The 14,460-nt window shown below is 44.6% G+C and carries 15 protein-coding genes; 3 read left to right on the top strand and 12 right to left on the bottom strand.

Annotated features, from left to right (window positions below; all coding sequences use genetic code 11):
- Positions 1-58 precede the first annotated feature (58 nt).
- Complete coding sequence (locus tag ABFV83_RS05805) at positions 59-1,135, bottom strand: 5'-3' exonuclease H3TH domain-containing protein (protein ID WP_349947979.1); 1,077 nt, start codon at positions 1,133-1,135, stop codon at positions 59-61.
- A 34-nt stretch (positions 1,136-1,169) separates the two neighbouring features.
- Positions 1,170-1,403 carry a hypothetical protein gene (locus ABFV83_RS05800; RefSeq protein ID WP_349947978.1) on the bottom strand — a complete coding sequence of 78 codons (234 nt, stop codon included), beginning with the start codon at positions 1,401-1,403 and terminating at the stop codon, positions 1,170-1,172.
- A 190-nt stretch (positions 1,404-1,593) separates the two neighbouring features.
- Here ABFV83_RS05800 and ABFV83_RS05795 point away from each other — a divergent pair, with 190 nt between their 5' ends.
- Positions 1,594-2,415: a CZB domain-containing protein gene (locus tag ABFV83_RS05795; RefSeq protein ID WP_349947977.1), complete on the top strand. Its 822-nt coding sequence runs from the start codon at positions 1,594-1,596 to the stop codon at positions 2,413-2,415.
- Positions 2,416-2,519: 104 nt separating this feature from the next.
- Here ABFV83_RS05795 and ABFV83_RS05790 read toward each other — a convergent pair whose 3' ends face one another.
- The 7 genes from ABFV83_RS05790 to ruvA form a co-directional block, all read right to left on the bottom strand.
- Positions 2,520-2,972, bottom strand: a complete 453-nt coding sequence (locus tag ABFV83_RS05790; protein WP_002603763.1) for an NUDIX hydrolase — start codon at positions 2,970-2,972, stop codon at positions 2,520-2,522.
- Between the two features lie 134 nt (positions 2,973-3,106).
- A complete protein-coding gene (locus ABFV83_RS05785; RefSeq protein WP_349947976.1) occupies positions 3,107-4,534 on the bottom strand; it encodes a penicillin-binding transpeptidase domain-containing protein in 1,428 nt (475 codons plus the stop codon).
- Positions 4,524-5,849, bottom strand: a complete 1,326-nt coding sequence (locus ABFV83_RS05780) for an FtsW/RodA/SpoVE family cell cycle protein (RefSeq protein WP_349947975.1) — start codon at positions 5,847-5,849, stop codon at positions 4,524-4,526. Before ABFV83_RS05780 ends, ABFV83_RS05785 begins: the two co-directional genes overlap by 11 nt.
- A gap of 7 nt (positions 5,850-5,856) precedes the next feature.
- Positions 5,857-7,992, bottom strand: a complete 2,136-nt coding sequence (locus tag ABFV83_RS05775; RefSeq protein WP_349948869.1) for a DUF3656 domain-containing protein — start codon at positions 7,990-7,992, stop codon at positions 5,857-5,859.
- Positions 7,993-8,112: 120 nt separating this feature from the next.
- Positions 8,113-8,481 carry a cell division protein ZapA gene (locus ABFV83_RS05770; RefSeq protein ID WP_349947974.1) on the bottom strand — a complete coding sequence of 123 codons (369 nt, stop codon included), beginning with the start codon at positions 8,479-8,481 and terminating at the stop codon, positions 8,113-8,115.
- A gap of 133 nt (positions 8,482-8,614) precedes the next feature.
- Positions 8,615-9,613 carry a Holliday junction branch migration DNA helicase RuvB gene (gene ruvB, locus ABFV83_RS05765; protein ID WP_349947973.1) on the bottom strand — a complete coding sequence of 333 codons (999 nt, stop codon included), beginning with the start codon at positions 9,611-9,613 and terminating at the stop codon, positions 8,615-8,617.
- A 20-nt stretch (positions 9,614-9,633) separates the two neighbouring features.
- Complete coding sequence (gene ruvA / locus ABFV83_RS05760) at positions 9,634-10,242, bottom strand: Holliday junction branch migration protein RuvA (RefSeq protein ID WP_349947972.1); 609 nt, start codon at positions 10,240-10,242, stop codon at positions 9,634-9,636.
- A 209-nt stretch (positions 10,243-10,451) separates the two neighbouring features.
- Between ruvA and ABFV83_RS05755 the strand changes: the two genes are divergently transcribed.
- On the top strand, positions 10,452-11,579 hold the full coding sequence (locus ABFV83_RS05755) for a ribonuclease H-like domain-containing protein (RefSeq protein WP_349947971.1): 1,128 nt from the start codon (positions 10,452-10,454) through the stop codon (positions 11,577-11,579).
- 66 nt (positions 11,580-11,645) lie between these two features.
- Here the strand turns inward: ABFV83_RS05755 and ABFV83_RS05750 are convergent, their stop codons facing one another.
- A complete protein-coding gene (locus ABFV83_RS05750) occupies positions 11,646-12,194 on the bottom strand; it encodes a DUF5662 family protein (RefSeq protein ID WP_349947970.1) in 549 nt (182 codons plus the stop codon).
- A 214-nt stretch (positions 12,195-12,408) separates the two neighbouring features.
- Here ABFV83_RS05750 and ABFV83_RS05745 point away from each other — a divergent pair, with 214 nt between their 5' ends.
- Positions 12,409-12,606, top strand: a complete 198-nt coding sequence (locus ABFV83_RS05745) for a cold shock domain-containing protein (protein WP_025233342.1) — start codon at positions 12,409-12,411, stop codon at positions 12,604-12,606.
- A 108-nt stretch (positions 12,607-12,714) separates the two neighbouring features.
- Here the strand turns inward: ABFV83_RS05745 and hslO are convergent, their stop codons facing one another.
- On the bottom strand, positions 12,715-13,590 hold the full coding sequence (gene hslO / locus ABFV83_RS05740; RefSeq protein WP_349947969.1) for an Hsp33 family molecular chaperone HslO: 876 nt from the start codon (positions 13,588-13,590) through the stop codon (positions 12,715-12,717).
- 1 nt (position 13,591) lies between these two features.
- The gene (locus tag ABFV83_RS05735) at positions 13,592-14,350 is read right to left on the bottom strand and encodes a class I SAM-dependent methyltransferase (RefSeq protein ID WP_349947968.1); all 759 of its coding nucleotides are present in this window, start codon (positions 14,348-14,350) and stop codon (positions 13,592-13,594) included.
- Between the last annotated feature and the right edge of the window lie 110 nt (positions 14,351-14,460).

Here is a 14,460-nt window from a genome sequence, read left to right as displayed (position 1 = left end):
ATCAGGGACGCTCTGTATGAGTGTCCCCAGGCGGAATAAAAAAATACTTTTATAAATATCACTTACTGGAGCCAAAAATGGAAGCTTCTTTTATATCAAGGGTTTTAAGCCAATTTTTGACTTTTTCCTCCTGATATGCATTTGCTGAAAAATCCTCAAGCTCCATGTCAATGGGAATATCCGTTTTCATGGTAGCCAGGGTTTTGGAAAGCAGAGCTGCTTTTTCCCCGCATAATTCCTCATCACTGGTCTTAGTCAATGCCTTATAAGGAGAACGGGTGATTCCAAGTTCATTTTTCCAGAAATCCTGAAGCGCTTTTAAGCTCTTTTTATCAGACTCGGCCTCATGAATGGAACGGTATATCTCTTCCACAGTACCATATTCCCTAAGAAGCGGAGGAACCGCGCTGCTTACTCCCTTTACTCCCGGGATATTATCAGAAGGATCTCCCTGGATCCCCTTTAAATCCGCAATCTGCTCCGGCCTTACTCCCTCTTCATGTAACACCGTATCAGAGGTATATTCAAAAACTTTTTCCGGAAGGTTGACCTCTTCTTTTTTTACACCGTAAAAAGAATAGTACTTTTTATACAGCTCGTCCGCTTTTTCCTGCCGGGACTGAACCATCCACGCCCGGACATTATATTCATCATTTACAAGCTGGAGATAATCGTGATCCTTTGTGAGGAGGATCATGGAAATCTTGTCCCTGAATTTCATGACCAGGCTTCCGGCATAATCATCAGCTTCATACTGTTCACTTAAAAGCACCTGAAAGCCCACGTCTTTTAAGATCTCTTCCATCAGGATAAACTGGTTTTTTAACGGCTCCGGTGTAGCTCCCCTGGTTCCCTTATAATCCGGGTACAATTCTCTTCGAAATGTATCCCTGGTTCTGTCAAATACAAAGGCAATGTGATCCGGCTGCTGTTTTTTCATCAGAGAGACCACCATCTTAAGCATTCCAAAAATTGCGTTGGTATAGGTGCCGTCCTTTGCATGAAGGATCTTATCATAATGCTTCTGCTTTTCCTCCTCTGACTTTGCAAACATAATCTCCCTTGGTAAAACCGCATAATAGCATGTCGACAGCATAGAAGAACCGTCAACAACTACAAATTTTCTTTCAGACATGTATTTCTCCATTCCTTCAAATATCTTTGCAGAATCAGGTAAAATAATTCTGCAATTCTGTTTCATTTCTTGCACCCAAGCGTTTCATAACCTCTTTCCGTTCCTGGGCAGATAATCCCTTCCATAGCTTTTGGACGCGAGGGTCCCCAAAACCGACATATGGTACTCCATTCCGCTCGCATTCATAGGATGACAAGTAGTGATTGAGAGCACTCCATTCCACATAAAACGCATTGATGCTGCGGCTTAAAGAGCTTACTTTTACCATGTTCCTTCCTCCCTGATAAATATGTGCTATCCCGATCAGATATTCCCTTCCATTATACTCTGATTTTTCATTTATTCATAGTCTAATATTTCGTTTTAAAATATAATTTTCCTCAAAAGACGTTGAACTATGTAGCAAGAGGCTATATAATACAGATATCAAGAATAAAAAGGGAAGGTACTATCAAAAAATGGAAAAAGAGATCAAATATCCGTATATTTTATTTAAAATTGCCGGCTCCCTCTATTGCATTAACAGTAAATACATATCAACCATTGTGCAGCTGCCCCAATACAGCACAATACCGGCCGCCCCAGCCAATGTGACCGGAATGTTCAAATACCGCAATGAGGTCATACAAATGCTTGATTTACGGGTAACCTTTGGACTAAAACCTATTTCCGATGAATGCAGGGATTTTGAAGAGATGATTGATGCCAGAAAGCAGGATCACATCAATTGGGTAAAGGAACTGGAGCGTTTCATTCATGAGGGCGGAACCTTCGGCCTGGCAAAAGATCCCCATCAGTGCGCTTTAGGAAAGTGGTATGATAATTTTAAAACCGACAACGTTACCATTGCCCGTCATCTCAGTAAAATAGAGGAGCCGCATGCAAGGCTTCATCTGGCTGCCGACGAAGCGGAACGCTGCAAAAAAGACTGTGAAGAATGCCAGAGGGAAGAATGCCTCTTTAAAATTTTAAAACGGGTAAAGGAAGAATCCATGCCAACTATCTTAAATCTTCTGGACCAGACAAAGGATTTATTCCGTTCAACGATTTACAAAGGAATGGTTCTTATACTGGATGAAATGGGATGGGGAATCGTAGTTGACGAGATCGTTGCAGTGGAAGACTTGGATGTCATAGCAGGCAGGGACCAGGATCCCATGGTAAACCATTGCTCCTATATCAATCAGGTGATGGAAAGTCCAAAAATCGAAGGTCTTATTTTTGAGCTGAACACAAATTCCTTATTCGCCAGATTAAAAGAACTGGAAGCTGCTTTTTAAAGCTGTCTTTCCATATTGATTCCTGTAAAAAGAGCCGGAAAAGTTTAACCACAACCTTTCCGGCTCTTCCAGTGAAAGCCCAGGCACTTCCCTGAGCTCACCTTTCAGAAATACTTCTTATTGCCCCACAAATTACTCTTCTTTAAATCCAGATATTCATTGTAGGCCTTTTCCAATATTTGCTTTTCATTTGAAAACTTCAGAAGATGATACGCTTCATGGAATTTGTAATATCCTGAATCAATAAAATATTCTTCCCGCTGTGGTTTACTGTAATAGCTGTCGGCCATCATTAGATACCAGTGCACATCTTTTTCCACCATATCCTGAGGCGTGTTAAAGGAGTACTGGCTCTTACCAATGTATTTGATTATGGACGCACTTACGCCTGTCTCTTCCTTTACTTCCCGGAGAGCCGTCTCTTTATACTCTTCACCCGCTTCTACTGTTCCCTTTGGCAAAACCCAACCTTCATACTTATTTTTGTAATTCTTATATAAAACCAGAATTTTACCTCGAAAAATAACCACACCGCCACAACTCGTTGCTTCAATCATTGCAATTCCTCCAGAGTGAAACCGTAACTTCCTTTGGAAGTCCGGTTTTGGTGTGTCACACAGACTGGCTCTAGTATACCTCTTTTTGGACTCATATGCAAGTGCGTAATCATGGAAAGCAAATATCGTTCTTTTTATTGTTTGGAAAAATATAAATCAAAAAGCGCTCTGGCAATGGGTGCTGCTATCTGTCCGCCGGAGCCGCTTTCTTCTGCAATCACGCTTATGACTACTTTTGGATGGTCTGCCGGAGCAAATCCCACAAACCAGGCATGGGTTTCCTTACCTGTTTCAAATTCCGCAGATCCGGTCTTTCCGGCTACCGTATAGGCATCGGTCCTAAGAGCGGAGCCGGTTCCCTCTGTTACAACAGAACGCATAAACTCGGTCAATTCAGAAGCCTCCACGGCGGTCATAAGACTCATGTAGGACTGAGGCATAAATTTCTTAATGACATCTCCCCCTGCATTTTCCACCCGGTCAATGAGATAAGGCTTCATAAGGGTACCGCCATTGGCAATGGCCGCCACGATCATTGCATTATGAATGGGCGTTATCTGAGTCTGGCCCTGGCCGATGGAGGTCTGAAGGATCTGCCACGTATCAGCCCCGTTTCCCATGGAATAGGAGCTTTTACTGCTGGCAATGGGCAGGGCCAGGTCCGAATTAAACAGAAGCTGGTCCGCAGTATTCTTTAATCCATTTAAATCCAGTTGCAGACCAAGATTGGAAAAAGCCCCGTTGCAGGAGTTTGTAAATGCCTGCTGCAGATTTTGATGTCCATGGGCTGTCCCATGGTAACACCGGATGGTATAATCCCCATTTTTATAAGTCCCGTTGCAGTCAAAGGTATAATCATTATAATTGGACGGATTTTCCTTTATATACTCCAAAGCCGTCACCAGCTTAAAGGTGGAACCAGGAGGATAAAGCCCCTGGGTTGCCCGGTTTAATAACTGTCCTGACGTATTTTCCTCCGCAACCAGATGACTCCAGTCCGCAGCCAGGGTGTTTGGATTGTAATCCGGCTTGGATACCATGGCAAGGATCTTGCCGGTATCCGGCTCCATCACTACCACCGCTCCTTTTCGCTTGCCCAAGGCATCATAGGCTGTCTTCTGTAAGTCCACATCAAGAGTGGAGATAACACTGTCCCCCTGATTCTTTACAGATGACAGTTCATTTACCACCTGCTCCACAAGATTTACATGGCTGGTCAAGAGATAGAAATTGGCCAGGGCTTCCAGACCGGTTTTTCCATTGGTAGAATATCCCACCACATGGGCAAACAGCGAATCATAGGGATAAACCCTTGTTTCCTTTCCCTCTCCATCCACCTCTGTCCTGGCAAGGGCCCTGCCGTCATTGCTGTAGATCTCCCCACGTACCACCCGGTCTGCAAAGCTGTCTAGTCTGGCATTATAGGAATTATTGATCACACTGTCGCTTTTCACAAGCAGAAAATAGCCAAAATAAACCGCAAGCCCTACAAAAAGTAGTACGACCCCATAGGTAAGTATCAGAATATGGTGATTTGCTTTTGGATTCGGGTTAGCCTTCATATTTTTCTTCTTCCTCTTCATTGCGTTTGAGTATATAAAGCCCCTGGATGATTCCAAAAATGATAAAGGTGCTTAAAATAGAGCTTCCTCCATAACTGACCAGGGGAAGGGTCACTCCTGTGGAGGGAATGAATTTGGTCACTCCTCCTACGGTTAAAAATACCTGAATAATATAAATAGTTCCAAGGCCAAATGCAATCAGCTTATAGAACACTGCCTGCATCCGGCTGGCAATCATCATGAACTGTAAAAAGCATCCCAGACAGATAAGAAGGACACACAGTGCAAAAATGCCTCCCAGCTCCTCCGAAATCGCTGAAAATATAAAATCCTTTTCTACCACCGGGATCCTTCCTGGCATCCCCCGGTACAGTCCCATACCAAATAAACCTCCGGTACCAATGGCAAATAAAGACTGGGTGATCTGGTATCCCTTTCCCGCAATATCTGACCAGGGATTTAACCATGCCGATACTCTGGTCCTTACATGCCCGAATAACTCATAGGCCAGCATAGCCGCAAGAGTCCCGCCTCCTGCTCCTGCCAGAAGATAGAGCCATTTTCCCGTTGCCACAAAGAGCATGAAAATGTAAGTAACAAAGAAAATCAGGGCGCTTCCAAGATCTCTGGAGGCCACCAAAATGAGAACATGAAGGGCTGCCGCTACTGTTACAATAAGGATCGTCTTTAAACTGGTAGACCGGTAAAACATAGTGGCTATAAAAAAGACATAGCTGATCTTTACAAATTCCGTGGGCTGGAAGGAATAGCCGCCGAACCCAATGGAAAGCTGGGCGCCGTAGCTGCTGGTTCCGGCAATGCATACGATACCAAGGAGGAGAAGTCCTCCTATCCCATAGATCCATGGAATCCTGCTTAACTGCCATACCCTGTCAATGACAAAGGGGATGACAAAGGTCACCAGGGCCGCAGCGGCCACAATGACAAACTGCTTTATGGCCCGGTCAAAAGAAAGCCTGGTCAGCATAATAAATCCTATGGTAAGGAGCATGCACATATTGTTGACCAGCAGCCTGGATACATTGCGGTAAATAAGCCGGTACAGGAAAAGGTAACAGAAAAAGAAGATTACCTGTGCCACGTAAAACACCAGCATCTTCTCATCCTCCGTCTCCAGCCAGATGATCACATAGGCAAGGAAGTGAATGAGAAACATGGCAAAATTCTGGTGCCCGCAAATTTTCCTTTTCCTGATTTCATCCGGCAAGGAAAAAAAACGAAAATTTAAATATGTGTATAATGTAATCAACAGTATCATCAGATATCTAGAGACATCAATAATCAGATTAATCATATGCCACCTACTCTACGCCGCGTTTGAAATGACCTCTGGTGAATTCTTCAAAGGCCAGCTTTGCTTCTCTCCCATAAAGGAATCCATCAGAAAAGCTTTGTATCACCGCTTTTGTCTGTGCCTTGTTCTCTGTGGTGAACTGAAGCCGCAGTCCTAAGGGGGATAATCCCTTTACCGCATCCTCTAATCCAAGAAGGGACAGGGCCGCCGAATTATAAATGGAATTGTAGCAGAAAACACAATGGTTTTTTACGGGAAATGATTTTCCCATCCGGTCTTTTAATGTCAAAACAACCGGTGTCTTATCACACCGCTCCATTCCCTGATGAAGGCACTGGGCAGTCACCATCATGGGCAGACGGCCGTATACCAAAAGCTCTCCCGGAACTTTTAGTTTTCCCAATTCCCGGTTGTTTAATTCTACCGGCCAGGTCAGCTCATCCGCCCCCAGTTCCATTAGCATCTCCTGGGCTGGATTGTTCATTCCATACATTCCAAAATCAAATATCAGGCTTCCTCTGATACCCTTCTCTTTTAAATAGCCGGTTTCCTCCAGAGAACGGATCAGGAATCCGTCAAATGCTGCGGTTTTCAGTTCTGTTAAATATTTATCAAAGAACTGTTCCGCCCTTGTCCTGAAAATATGGGGCATGGTAAGCATACATTCCTTACCGGCCCTGTGGCAGCTTTCTACAGACGCTTTCCACTGTTCCGGCTTAAATTCTGCAGCATCGATATAAATTCTTTTTACATCAGGGCTGTTCACCGCTTCTTCAAAGCAATCCGGCCGCTCCAGAGAAACCGTAAGCTTGGGACCTTCTGAAACCGGTTTCCGTCTGTAACCAGCCTCCCCGGCAGCTTTTGGCGGCTCTGCCTGTCTGTTCTCTTTGTAATCCTTAAGAATCTCATATTCCAAGGCTTCCAGCCCCCGCCTTCGCAGGTCATTGAGAGCCTGAACCGGCAGAAATATGTTTCCTTTTATGTTAATATCAAGATTTTCAAAATAAAAAGGAGTATTTCCCGTCTTATCCAGCTGCTTTCTCACCTTTTCCTCAGTTACAGGCTGATTTTGGGCTGTCTGCACGATCTCCCCGGTGACTGCGGTATTATGACCGCAGGCACTTAGGAGCAAAGAGGCCTTTTGCCCCTCTTCCAGAAACGCGGTTCCAACCACCGGCTCCTTTACCTGCTTTTCCACAAAATTTTTATCCAGGTAATCGAATAACGGCTGATTGCCTTCCCGAAAAGCCGGCTTCTCTTTCCAGACCACCATATCCCGTCCGTTTTGGCGCTTATAGTATCCATCGGTCTGTCCGCCCCGGTCAAATAAGTCCAGAAGTATTTTCTTATCCTGCACTTCGACCTCATAGCCTTCTCTCCCCTTAGCAAGATAAAGGTCCACATACTTTCGGTAAATGCTCACGACTCCTGCCGTGTATCTGGGGCTCTTCATCCTTCCTTCAATTTTCATGGAATAGACTCCGGCTTCTATCAGGTCCGGTATGATATCCAGGGTGCTCAAATCCTTAAGGCTTAAGCAGTAACGGTCTCCTCCTCCTCCAAGAGCCTGTCCTTCCCGTTTCACTTCGTAGGGAAGGCGGCAGGTCTGGGCGCATCTTCCCCTGTTTCCGCTTCGCCCTCCTATGAGGCTGCTGAATAAACATTGACCGGAATAGCAGTAGCACAATGCGCCGTGTACAAAGCTTTCGATCTCCACATCCACCTGTTCATGGATCTTCGCAATTTCCTTTAAGGACAATTCCCTGGCAGTAACAACCCGTTCCGCACCCAGGTCTTTTAAAATCCCGGCTCCATAAGCGCCGGTAATGGTCATCTGCGTGCTGGCATGAATGGGAAGTCCCGGAAAACTCTCCCGGATGAATTGGAAGGTTCCCATATCCTGTACAATAACCGCATCCAGACCCTGCCTGTAATAAGGAAGAAGATAATCGTAAAGCTCATACATCTCCTGCTCCTTCATCAGCGTATTAACCGTCATGTACAGCTTTCGCCCATGAAGATGGACGTAATCAATGGCTTCAAGCAGCTTGTCCTCTTGGGGATTTTCCGCATAAGCCCTTGCTCCAAACCGGCTGCCGCCCATATAGACCGCATCGGCACCTGCCGCCACCGCTGCCCTCATACTTTCAAATGATCCTGCCGGAGCAAGAATTTCGACTGCTTTCTTCACAAGTTCCTCCTTTTTCCTTTATTGATGAAAGAGAGGATGTCACGGCCCAGCCGCCCAACATCCCCTCCTGACTTATTCTTTCTTATCGGAATCCGCAGATTTCCTGGCTTCCGCCAGTTCCAGCTTTGCCGACTCAAGCTTCATCTGAGTGGCCACAAGTTCATGCTTTAAGCTATAGATCTCCTTTTCCATCTCCGCCTTCTGCTGCTCCAGTCCGGCGGACTGTTCTCTGGCCTTAAAGTAATCATCCGCCATATTCAGCTGGATCATGATATTCTGATATTCTGCGCTCTGCTTCGTGAACCCTTCCTGATGCTTCAGCGTTATAATCATCTCATTGATGTAGCTTGCCAGGCGGTGAATATAACTTTCCTCTTCTCTTCCGCCCAATGCATAAATCTTACCATCTATTAAAACTTCTGTACTGCGTTTGGAATCCATGCTGTTTTCTCCCTGTTTCATTTGCTCTTTTTTACTATAACATATTTTCTGCAGATAGAAAAGCCCTGCCTGCATACCTTTATGTCCAAAAAGTATGGCTGAATAATTAGGAAAATTCTAAAATTCAGGCAGGTCATGATCCCATGGAGATTCCAAGATGTTCATACGCCCGTTCCGTGGCAACACGCCCCCTGGAGGTTCGGTTTATAAAACCGTTCATCAGAAGATAGGGCTCATAAACATCTTCCAGCGTCCCGGCATCCTCTCCTAAAGAAGCAGCCAGGGTGTCCAGTCCTACCGGACCGCCGGCAAACTTCTCAATCATTGTGGTCAGGATCGCCCGGTCATTATAGTCCAGGCCAAACTTATCCACGTCCAGAATGTCCAGGGCAAAATCCGCCACTTCTTTTGTAATGATACCGTCATATTTTACCTGGGCGAAATCCCGTACTCTTTTTAATAAGCGGTTTGCCAGCCTTGGAGTTCCTCTGGAGCGCTTGGCAATCTCTGCCGCTCCTTCTTCCTCGATTTCCACCTGTAAGACCCTGGCTGAACGGCAGACAATGATCTTAAGCTCCTGAGGCGTGTAAAATTCCAGCTTCTGCACCACACCGAACCTGTCCCTTAATGGAGCTGTTAAAAGCCCTGCTCTGGTGGTCGCTCCCACCAGAGTAAATTTAGGAAGATCCAGCCTTATGGATCTGGCAGAGGAATCCTTCCCCAGCATGATATCTATGGCAAAATCCTCCATGGCCGGATACAAAACCTCTTCTACCTGACGGTTTAAGCGGTGGATCTCATCCACAAACAGCACATCTCCTTCCTGGAGATTGTTCAGTATGGCGGCCATCTCTCCCGGTTTTTCAATTGCCGGCCCTGATGTGACCTTCATATTGACTCCCATTTCATTGGCAATGATTCCTGAAAGAGTAGTCTTTCCCAGACCGGGAGGCCCGTAAAACAAAACATGATCCAGGGATTCCCCCCTGGCTTTGGCTGCATCAATGTATACTTTTAAATTAGTACGTATCTTTTCCTGTCCAATATACTCATCAAGGCACATGGGCCTTAAGTTCGGCTCTATCCTTTTATCTTCTTCCGTTATCTCTGTGGTTATGATTCTACGTTCCATCTCTGTTTTTACCCGTTATTCTATATAAATGCCAAATGCTTTAAGGAGGCCTTAAGCACATCTTCCACTGTCATGGACTCCGTCACTTCCACCTGACGAACCGCCCTGCCTGCCTCGGCTGCGGAATATCCCAGAGCCGCCAGCGCATCCATTGCTTCTCCTGCTATTCCGCCGGATAAAGCAGGCCCGTTCACCGGTTCCACAAACCCGGAAGGGAGAAGTTCAGCCATATCAATTTTATCCTTTAAGTCCAATATAATCCTCTGAGCCGTCTTTGCTCCGACCCCCGGCGCTTTGGATATGGCTTTGGCATCTCCTGTGACAATGGCCCTTCTTAAATCCTCCGGATCCAGGGCGGAAAGAATTCCCAAAGCTCCTTTGGGGCCAATCCCATTCACGCTTATGAGCTGCTTAAACATCTGCAGATCCTGACGGTTTAAGAAACCGTAGAGGCACATGGCATCATCTCTCACCTGAAAATATGTATACAATTTTGTCTCTACGCCGATTCCCGGCAGTTTTTGAAGCACGGATACAGGAACATGTATCTCAAATCCCACGTTCCCGCTCTCTATTACAACGGTATCTTCAAATATTTCAACCAATGGCCCTTTTACGAAAGAAATCACGACCTCTGTCTCCTTTTGACTATTATGCAGGAAATCCCACCTTTGCTATTTATCATAGCATACAGCCTGTTGTTATGCAAGCGGATAGTCGAACAAATATTCTGTTTCCGTTGACGGACCGGCGTCTTTCCGCTATAATGTTGAGGAAGGCAACACCCTGCGCGCATACATTTACACCCGGTAAAGCGGGTGGGGGCCTGCCCAAAAACATGGACAGTACGAAAGAAAGGGCGGAAGCATTTGTGATCACTTTACAGAAAACCATTGCATTTCATGAAACATATCCCTTTGACCGGATCGGCAGGAAAGAGGATCTGCTGTTCTTTGATATAGAAACCACAGGTTTTTCCGGGACGTATTCTACCCTTTATCTGATCGGATGTGTTTATTATAAAAACAGCTGCTGGAACCTGGTTCAGTGGTTCGCAGACACCCTGGACTCAGAAAAAGAGCTGCTGGAAACCTTTTTTAAATTTTTAGAAAACTTTACTACAGTCATACATTTTAACGGAGATGGTTTTGATATTCCCTATCTTTTAAAGCGCTGCCTTGCCCATGGGATGCCTTATGATTTTTCCGGTGTGAAAAGCCTGGATATTTACAAAAAAATACGCCCTTACAGAGGGCTTCTCGGGCTTCCCTCAATGAAGCAGAAAGCCATTGAGGAATTTTTAAAAGTGGAGCGGAAGGATCTTTATTCCGGCGGACAGCTGATTGAAGTTTACAGAGATTATCTAATCTCTCATGATAAATTTTTATTTGACCTTTTAATATTACATAATGAAGACGATTTAAAGGGAATGCCCCTGATCCTCCCTATATTGAATTACCCGGACTTTTTAGAACACAGCTTTCTTCTTGAACATCAGGAAATTTTATGCCAAAAAGATATTTTTGGCCGGGAGTTCCCCTCCTTAAGGCTTACCTGCAAAAATGGCTTTGCCATTCCCGTTGGATTTTCCAAATCCAATTCCCTGATTTCCATGGAGGCAGAAGGAGAATACCTGACCACAACCATTGACCTCTATGAGGGCGAATTAAAATTCTTTTATCCTGATTATAAAAATTACTATTATCTGATTTATGAAGACAAAGCCATTCACAAAAGCGTGGCTGAGTACGTGGATAAGGAAGCCCGGACAAAAGCTACGGCCAAGACATGCTACACCCGCAGGGCCGGCTGTTATCTTCCCCAGTTTTCCCCTTTATGGACGCCATGCCTGCAAATGGAATTCAAGGATAAAATCACTTATGTTCCCTATGAACCGGACTTTTTTGAGGATGGCGAAAAGCTTCGCCTTTACATCCGTCATTTGTTTGATACTATGTGCAGATAATTTAAAACAATGTGGGGAATACGGATGTTTTTAAGGGAAGCCACATGACTTCCCTTAATTGGCCTTTTACGGATAATCTCCTTTTTTCAACAAATACCTGATGTAGGCAAATGTCCTTTCTTCCCCTTGGTTTTTTAACATCACAAGAAGCTCCTCCAACAAACTTCTCGTCTCAGGATCAATGACCATATAGCGTTTCGCGTGCATGTAATATTCCCACGGCGATGCGTCGGTGTAATCCTTACCCTTATAGGTCTTCGATGCGGCGATCCGGTCCATCATCATTTCAATGACATAATTTAAAGGCATCTTATGACCTACCAGTCCCTCCGACATATCAGTGGTAAAGTCGATCCAGTATTCGTAGTGATGCTTGTTGCGGCCTTTATGATGGAGCCAGGCTCTTGAAAAACCTTTGTCCTCTCTTTCGGCAGCATTAGGGCTTCTGGTCCCCTGATAATAAAGAACGCCTGGTATGAATTCTTCCAGACTGTATTTTGATAAATCGTGAAGCAGCCCCTGTTTTATAAGGCCCACACGAAAACAGTTTTTCATGACCCTGATCTTATGTATATTGATCGTGCAAAAATGACCCCATAAATTCATAAATTTCATTGCTTTCACCTTTTTATCCTTGCAAAAGAATCTTTTCTCATTTTACCACAAATTTCTCTGATTTTACCACTTATTTCCCTTTAAATTTATTCTAAAGATTTCTTGATTTTTAAGACGGAAAACGTTTGACACCTTTCTCTTTTTATGCTATTCTTAGGGAGGTTACAGATATCCTGTAACAGTACAACTTTTTATTCATTTTGGAGGTATCATAATGAAAGGTACAGTTAAGTGGTTTAACAACCAAAAGGGTTACGGATTTATTTCCGACGAACAGGGTAACGATGTATTTGTTCACTACTCAGGTCTTAGTATGGATGGCTTCAAGTCATTAGACGAAGGCGCTGCAGTAGAGTTCGATGTTGTAGACGGAGCTAAGGGACCACAGGCTACAAACGTTACCAAATTATAATCATTGACTCATCAGTGTACCTTTTTCAATATATAGGAAGAAGTTATATTGTTTCACATGATTACGATTAGAGCCATCCAGTGGATGGCTCTTTTTGATGTCCTTGTCTTACGACTTCTCGCACATCCTTTTTAAATCTTCTATTGTAAATTCATAATTTTTATTGCAGAAATGACAATTCACTTCAATGCTCTTTCCTTCGTCGATCATTTCCTGAAGCTCTTTCTTCCCGATGCTGATCAAGGCCTTTTCCACCCTGGCTTTATCACAATTGCAATAAAAGCGGGCAGGTACCTGTTCCATCATCTCTAAGCCAAAGTCTCCAAGGATGTGTTGGAGAATCATTTCCGGTGTATCTCCATGATCCAGCAGATCCGTGATCGAGGTGATTTCCCCCAGCTTTTTCTCCAGGCTTCCAATGACCTCCTCAGAGGCTCCCGGCAGGAGCTGGATAATAAAGCCGCCGGCCTGCTTAACGGTGTTATCCTTATTCATTAAAACGCCCAGCGCCACCGATGACGGCGTCTGCTCTGAAGCAGCATAGTAATACGTCAGATCTTCAGCAATCTCACCGCCTACCAGTATGGTCTGTCCAACATAAGGCTCCTTTAAGCCGATATCCATAATTACACTTAATACTCCCTCTCCTACCGCACCGCCTACATCCAGCTTTCCGGCCTGATTGGGTGGAAGCATGACACCGGGATTATAAACATAGCCTTTTACATTTCCCTTTGAATCTGCAGTTACCGTAAGGCCTTCCATTGGGCCGCTTCCCTGAATCTTTAAAGTCAGTAAATCATCTTTCCCCTTCATCATGACGCCCATCATGCTCCCTGCAGTCAAAAGCCTGCCTAAAGCAGCCGTAGCCACAGGGCTTGTATTATGAGCCTGTCTTGCCTGTTCTACCATTTCTCTGGTAGTTGCCGCAAAGGCGCGGATCTGATGATCCCCTGCCGTGGCTCTGACAATATAATCAGCCATATTATAATTCCTTTCCGCGTTCTCTTGCTATGATATAAATTCTTTCACTGGTATCTTTTACGGGAGTTTTGGAAAAAGCATCAAAGGCAGCCACAAAATCCATGCCAGCCTCTTTTATCGCCATTTTTACCTCATCAAGAGAATATGCTCTCTGGTAATGATTCTCCGTATATTTCCGGTACAGGTTTTCCTCCTGCCGGATAAACAGAGAAAGATCATATTCATTGATCCTGGTTTCCTTATCATAATAATTATCCCAAATAAAGCTGCATTCCTCCCGGTCCTCGGCAATGGTGGAATCTCCCATAAGGGTTTCATATTTATATATGGTGTTCAGATCAAATATAAAAATTCCTCCCGGGTCCAGATAATTGTTGACCAGCCGGAAAACTTCCGTCATATCCTCATATTCCAGAATATAATTCATGCAGTCACAGATGCTTAAAACGGCCCGCACCGTGCCGTAAAGTTCAAATTCCCTCATATCCTGCATAAGATAAAGAATGTCTTTTCCTGACGTTTCCCGCTTTTCCATGGCTATCTGCAGCATGTCTTCAGAGTTGTCCACTCCGATCATATCATATCCCCGGTCCGCAAGAAGTTCTGTAAGACTTCCTGTTCCGCAGCCCAGGTCAAGAATCAGGCCATCCTTTATCCCATATTCATTCAGCAGACCGGTTACGTATTCACACCAGTCCTTATATGGAATATTGTCCATAAACCGGTCATAGACCTCTGCAAAGCTAGTATACGCTTCCATTCACAAATTCCTCTCTACTGCCCATGCTCTATGGGCATTTAGGTATACCCGCAGGGTATCTCCTCTTATTCTTCAAAAACAAAGCAGGTAACTCATAAAGAGGTACCTGC

Origin of the sequence: Lacrimispora sp. BS-2 (assembly GCF_040207125.1) — a bacterium.
Lineage (GTDB): Bacteria > Bacillota > Clostridia > Lachnospirales > Lachnospiraceae > Lacrimispora.
The sequence above is the reverse complement of the archived record's forward strand: the minus strand, read 5'-3'. Positions and strand labels throughout refer to the sequence as shown.

What these genes read in the sequence shown, in the direction of transcription:
- ABFV83_RS05805 (WP_349947979.1), bottom strand. Translation starts at nt 1,135, where the DNA reads ATGTCTGAAAGAAAATTTGTAGTTGTTGACGGTTCTTCTATGCTGTCG.
- ABFV83_RS05800 (WP_349947978.1), bottom strand. Translation starts at nt 1,403, where the DNA reads ATGGTAAAAGTAAGCTCTTTAAGCCGCAGCATCAATGCGTTTTATGTG.
- ABFV83_RS05795 (WP_349947977.1), top strand. Translation starts at nt 1,594, where the DNA reads ATGGAAAAAGAGATCAAATATCCGTATATTTTATTTAAAATTGCCGGC.
- ABFV83_RS05790 (WP_002603763.1), bottom strand. Translation starts at nt 2,972, where the DNA reads ATGATTGAAGCAACGAGTTGTGGCGGTGTGGTTATTTTTCGAGGTAAA.
- ABFV83_RS05785 (WP_349947976.1), bottom strand. Translation starts at nt 4,534, where the DNA reads ATGAAGGCTAACCCGAATCCAAAAGCAAATCACCATATTCTGATACTT.
- ABFV83_RS05780 (WP_349947975.1), bottom strand. Translation starts at nt 5,849, where the DNA reads ATGATTAATCTGATTATTGATGTCTCTAGATATCTGATGATACTGTTG.
- ABFV83_RS05775 (WP_349948869.1), bottom strand. Translation starts at nt 7,992, where the DNA reads ATGAGGGCAGCGGTGGCGGCAGGTGCCGATGCGGTCTATATGGGCGGC.
- ABFV83_RS05770 (WP_349947974.1), bottom strand. Translation starts at nt 8,481, where the DNA reads ATGGATTCCAAACGCAGTACAGAAGTTTTAATAGATGGTAAGATTTAT.
- ruvB (WP_349947973.1), bottom strand. Translation starts at nt 9,613, where the DNA reads ATGGAACGTAGAATCATAACCACAGAGATAACGGAAGAAGATAAAAGG.
- ABFV83_RS05755 (WP_349947971.1), top strand. Translation starts at nt 10,452, where the DNA reads ATGGACAGTACGAAAGAAAGGGCGGAAGCATTTGTGATCACTTTACAG.
- ABFV83_RS05750 (WP_349947970.1), bottom strand. Translation starts at nt 12,194, where the DNA reads ATGAAATTTATGAATTTATGGGGTCATTTTTGCACGATCAATATACAT.
- ABFV83_RS05745 (WP_025233342.1), top strand. Translation starts at nt 12,409, where the DNA reads ATGAAAGGTACAGTTAAGTGGTTTAACAACCAAAAGGGTTACGGATTT.
- hslO (WP_349947969.1), bottom strand. Translation starts at nt 13,590, where the DNA reads ATGGCTGATTATATTGTCAGAGCCACGGCAGGGGATCATCAGATCCGC.
- ABFV83_RS05735 (WP_349947968.1), bottom strand. Translation starts at nt 14,350, where the DNA reads ATGGAAGCGTATACTAGCTTTGCAGAGGTCTATGACCGGTTTATGGAC.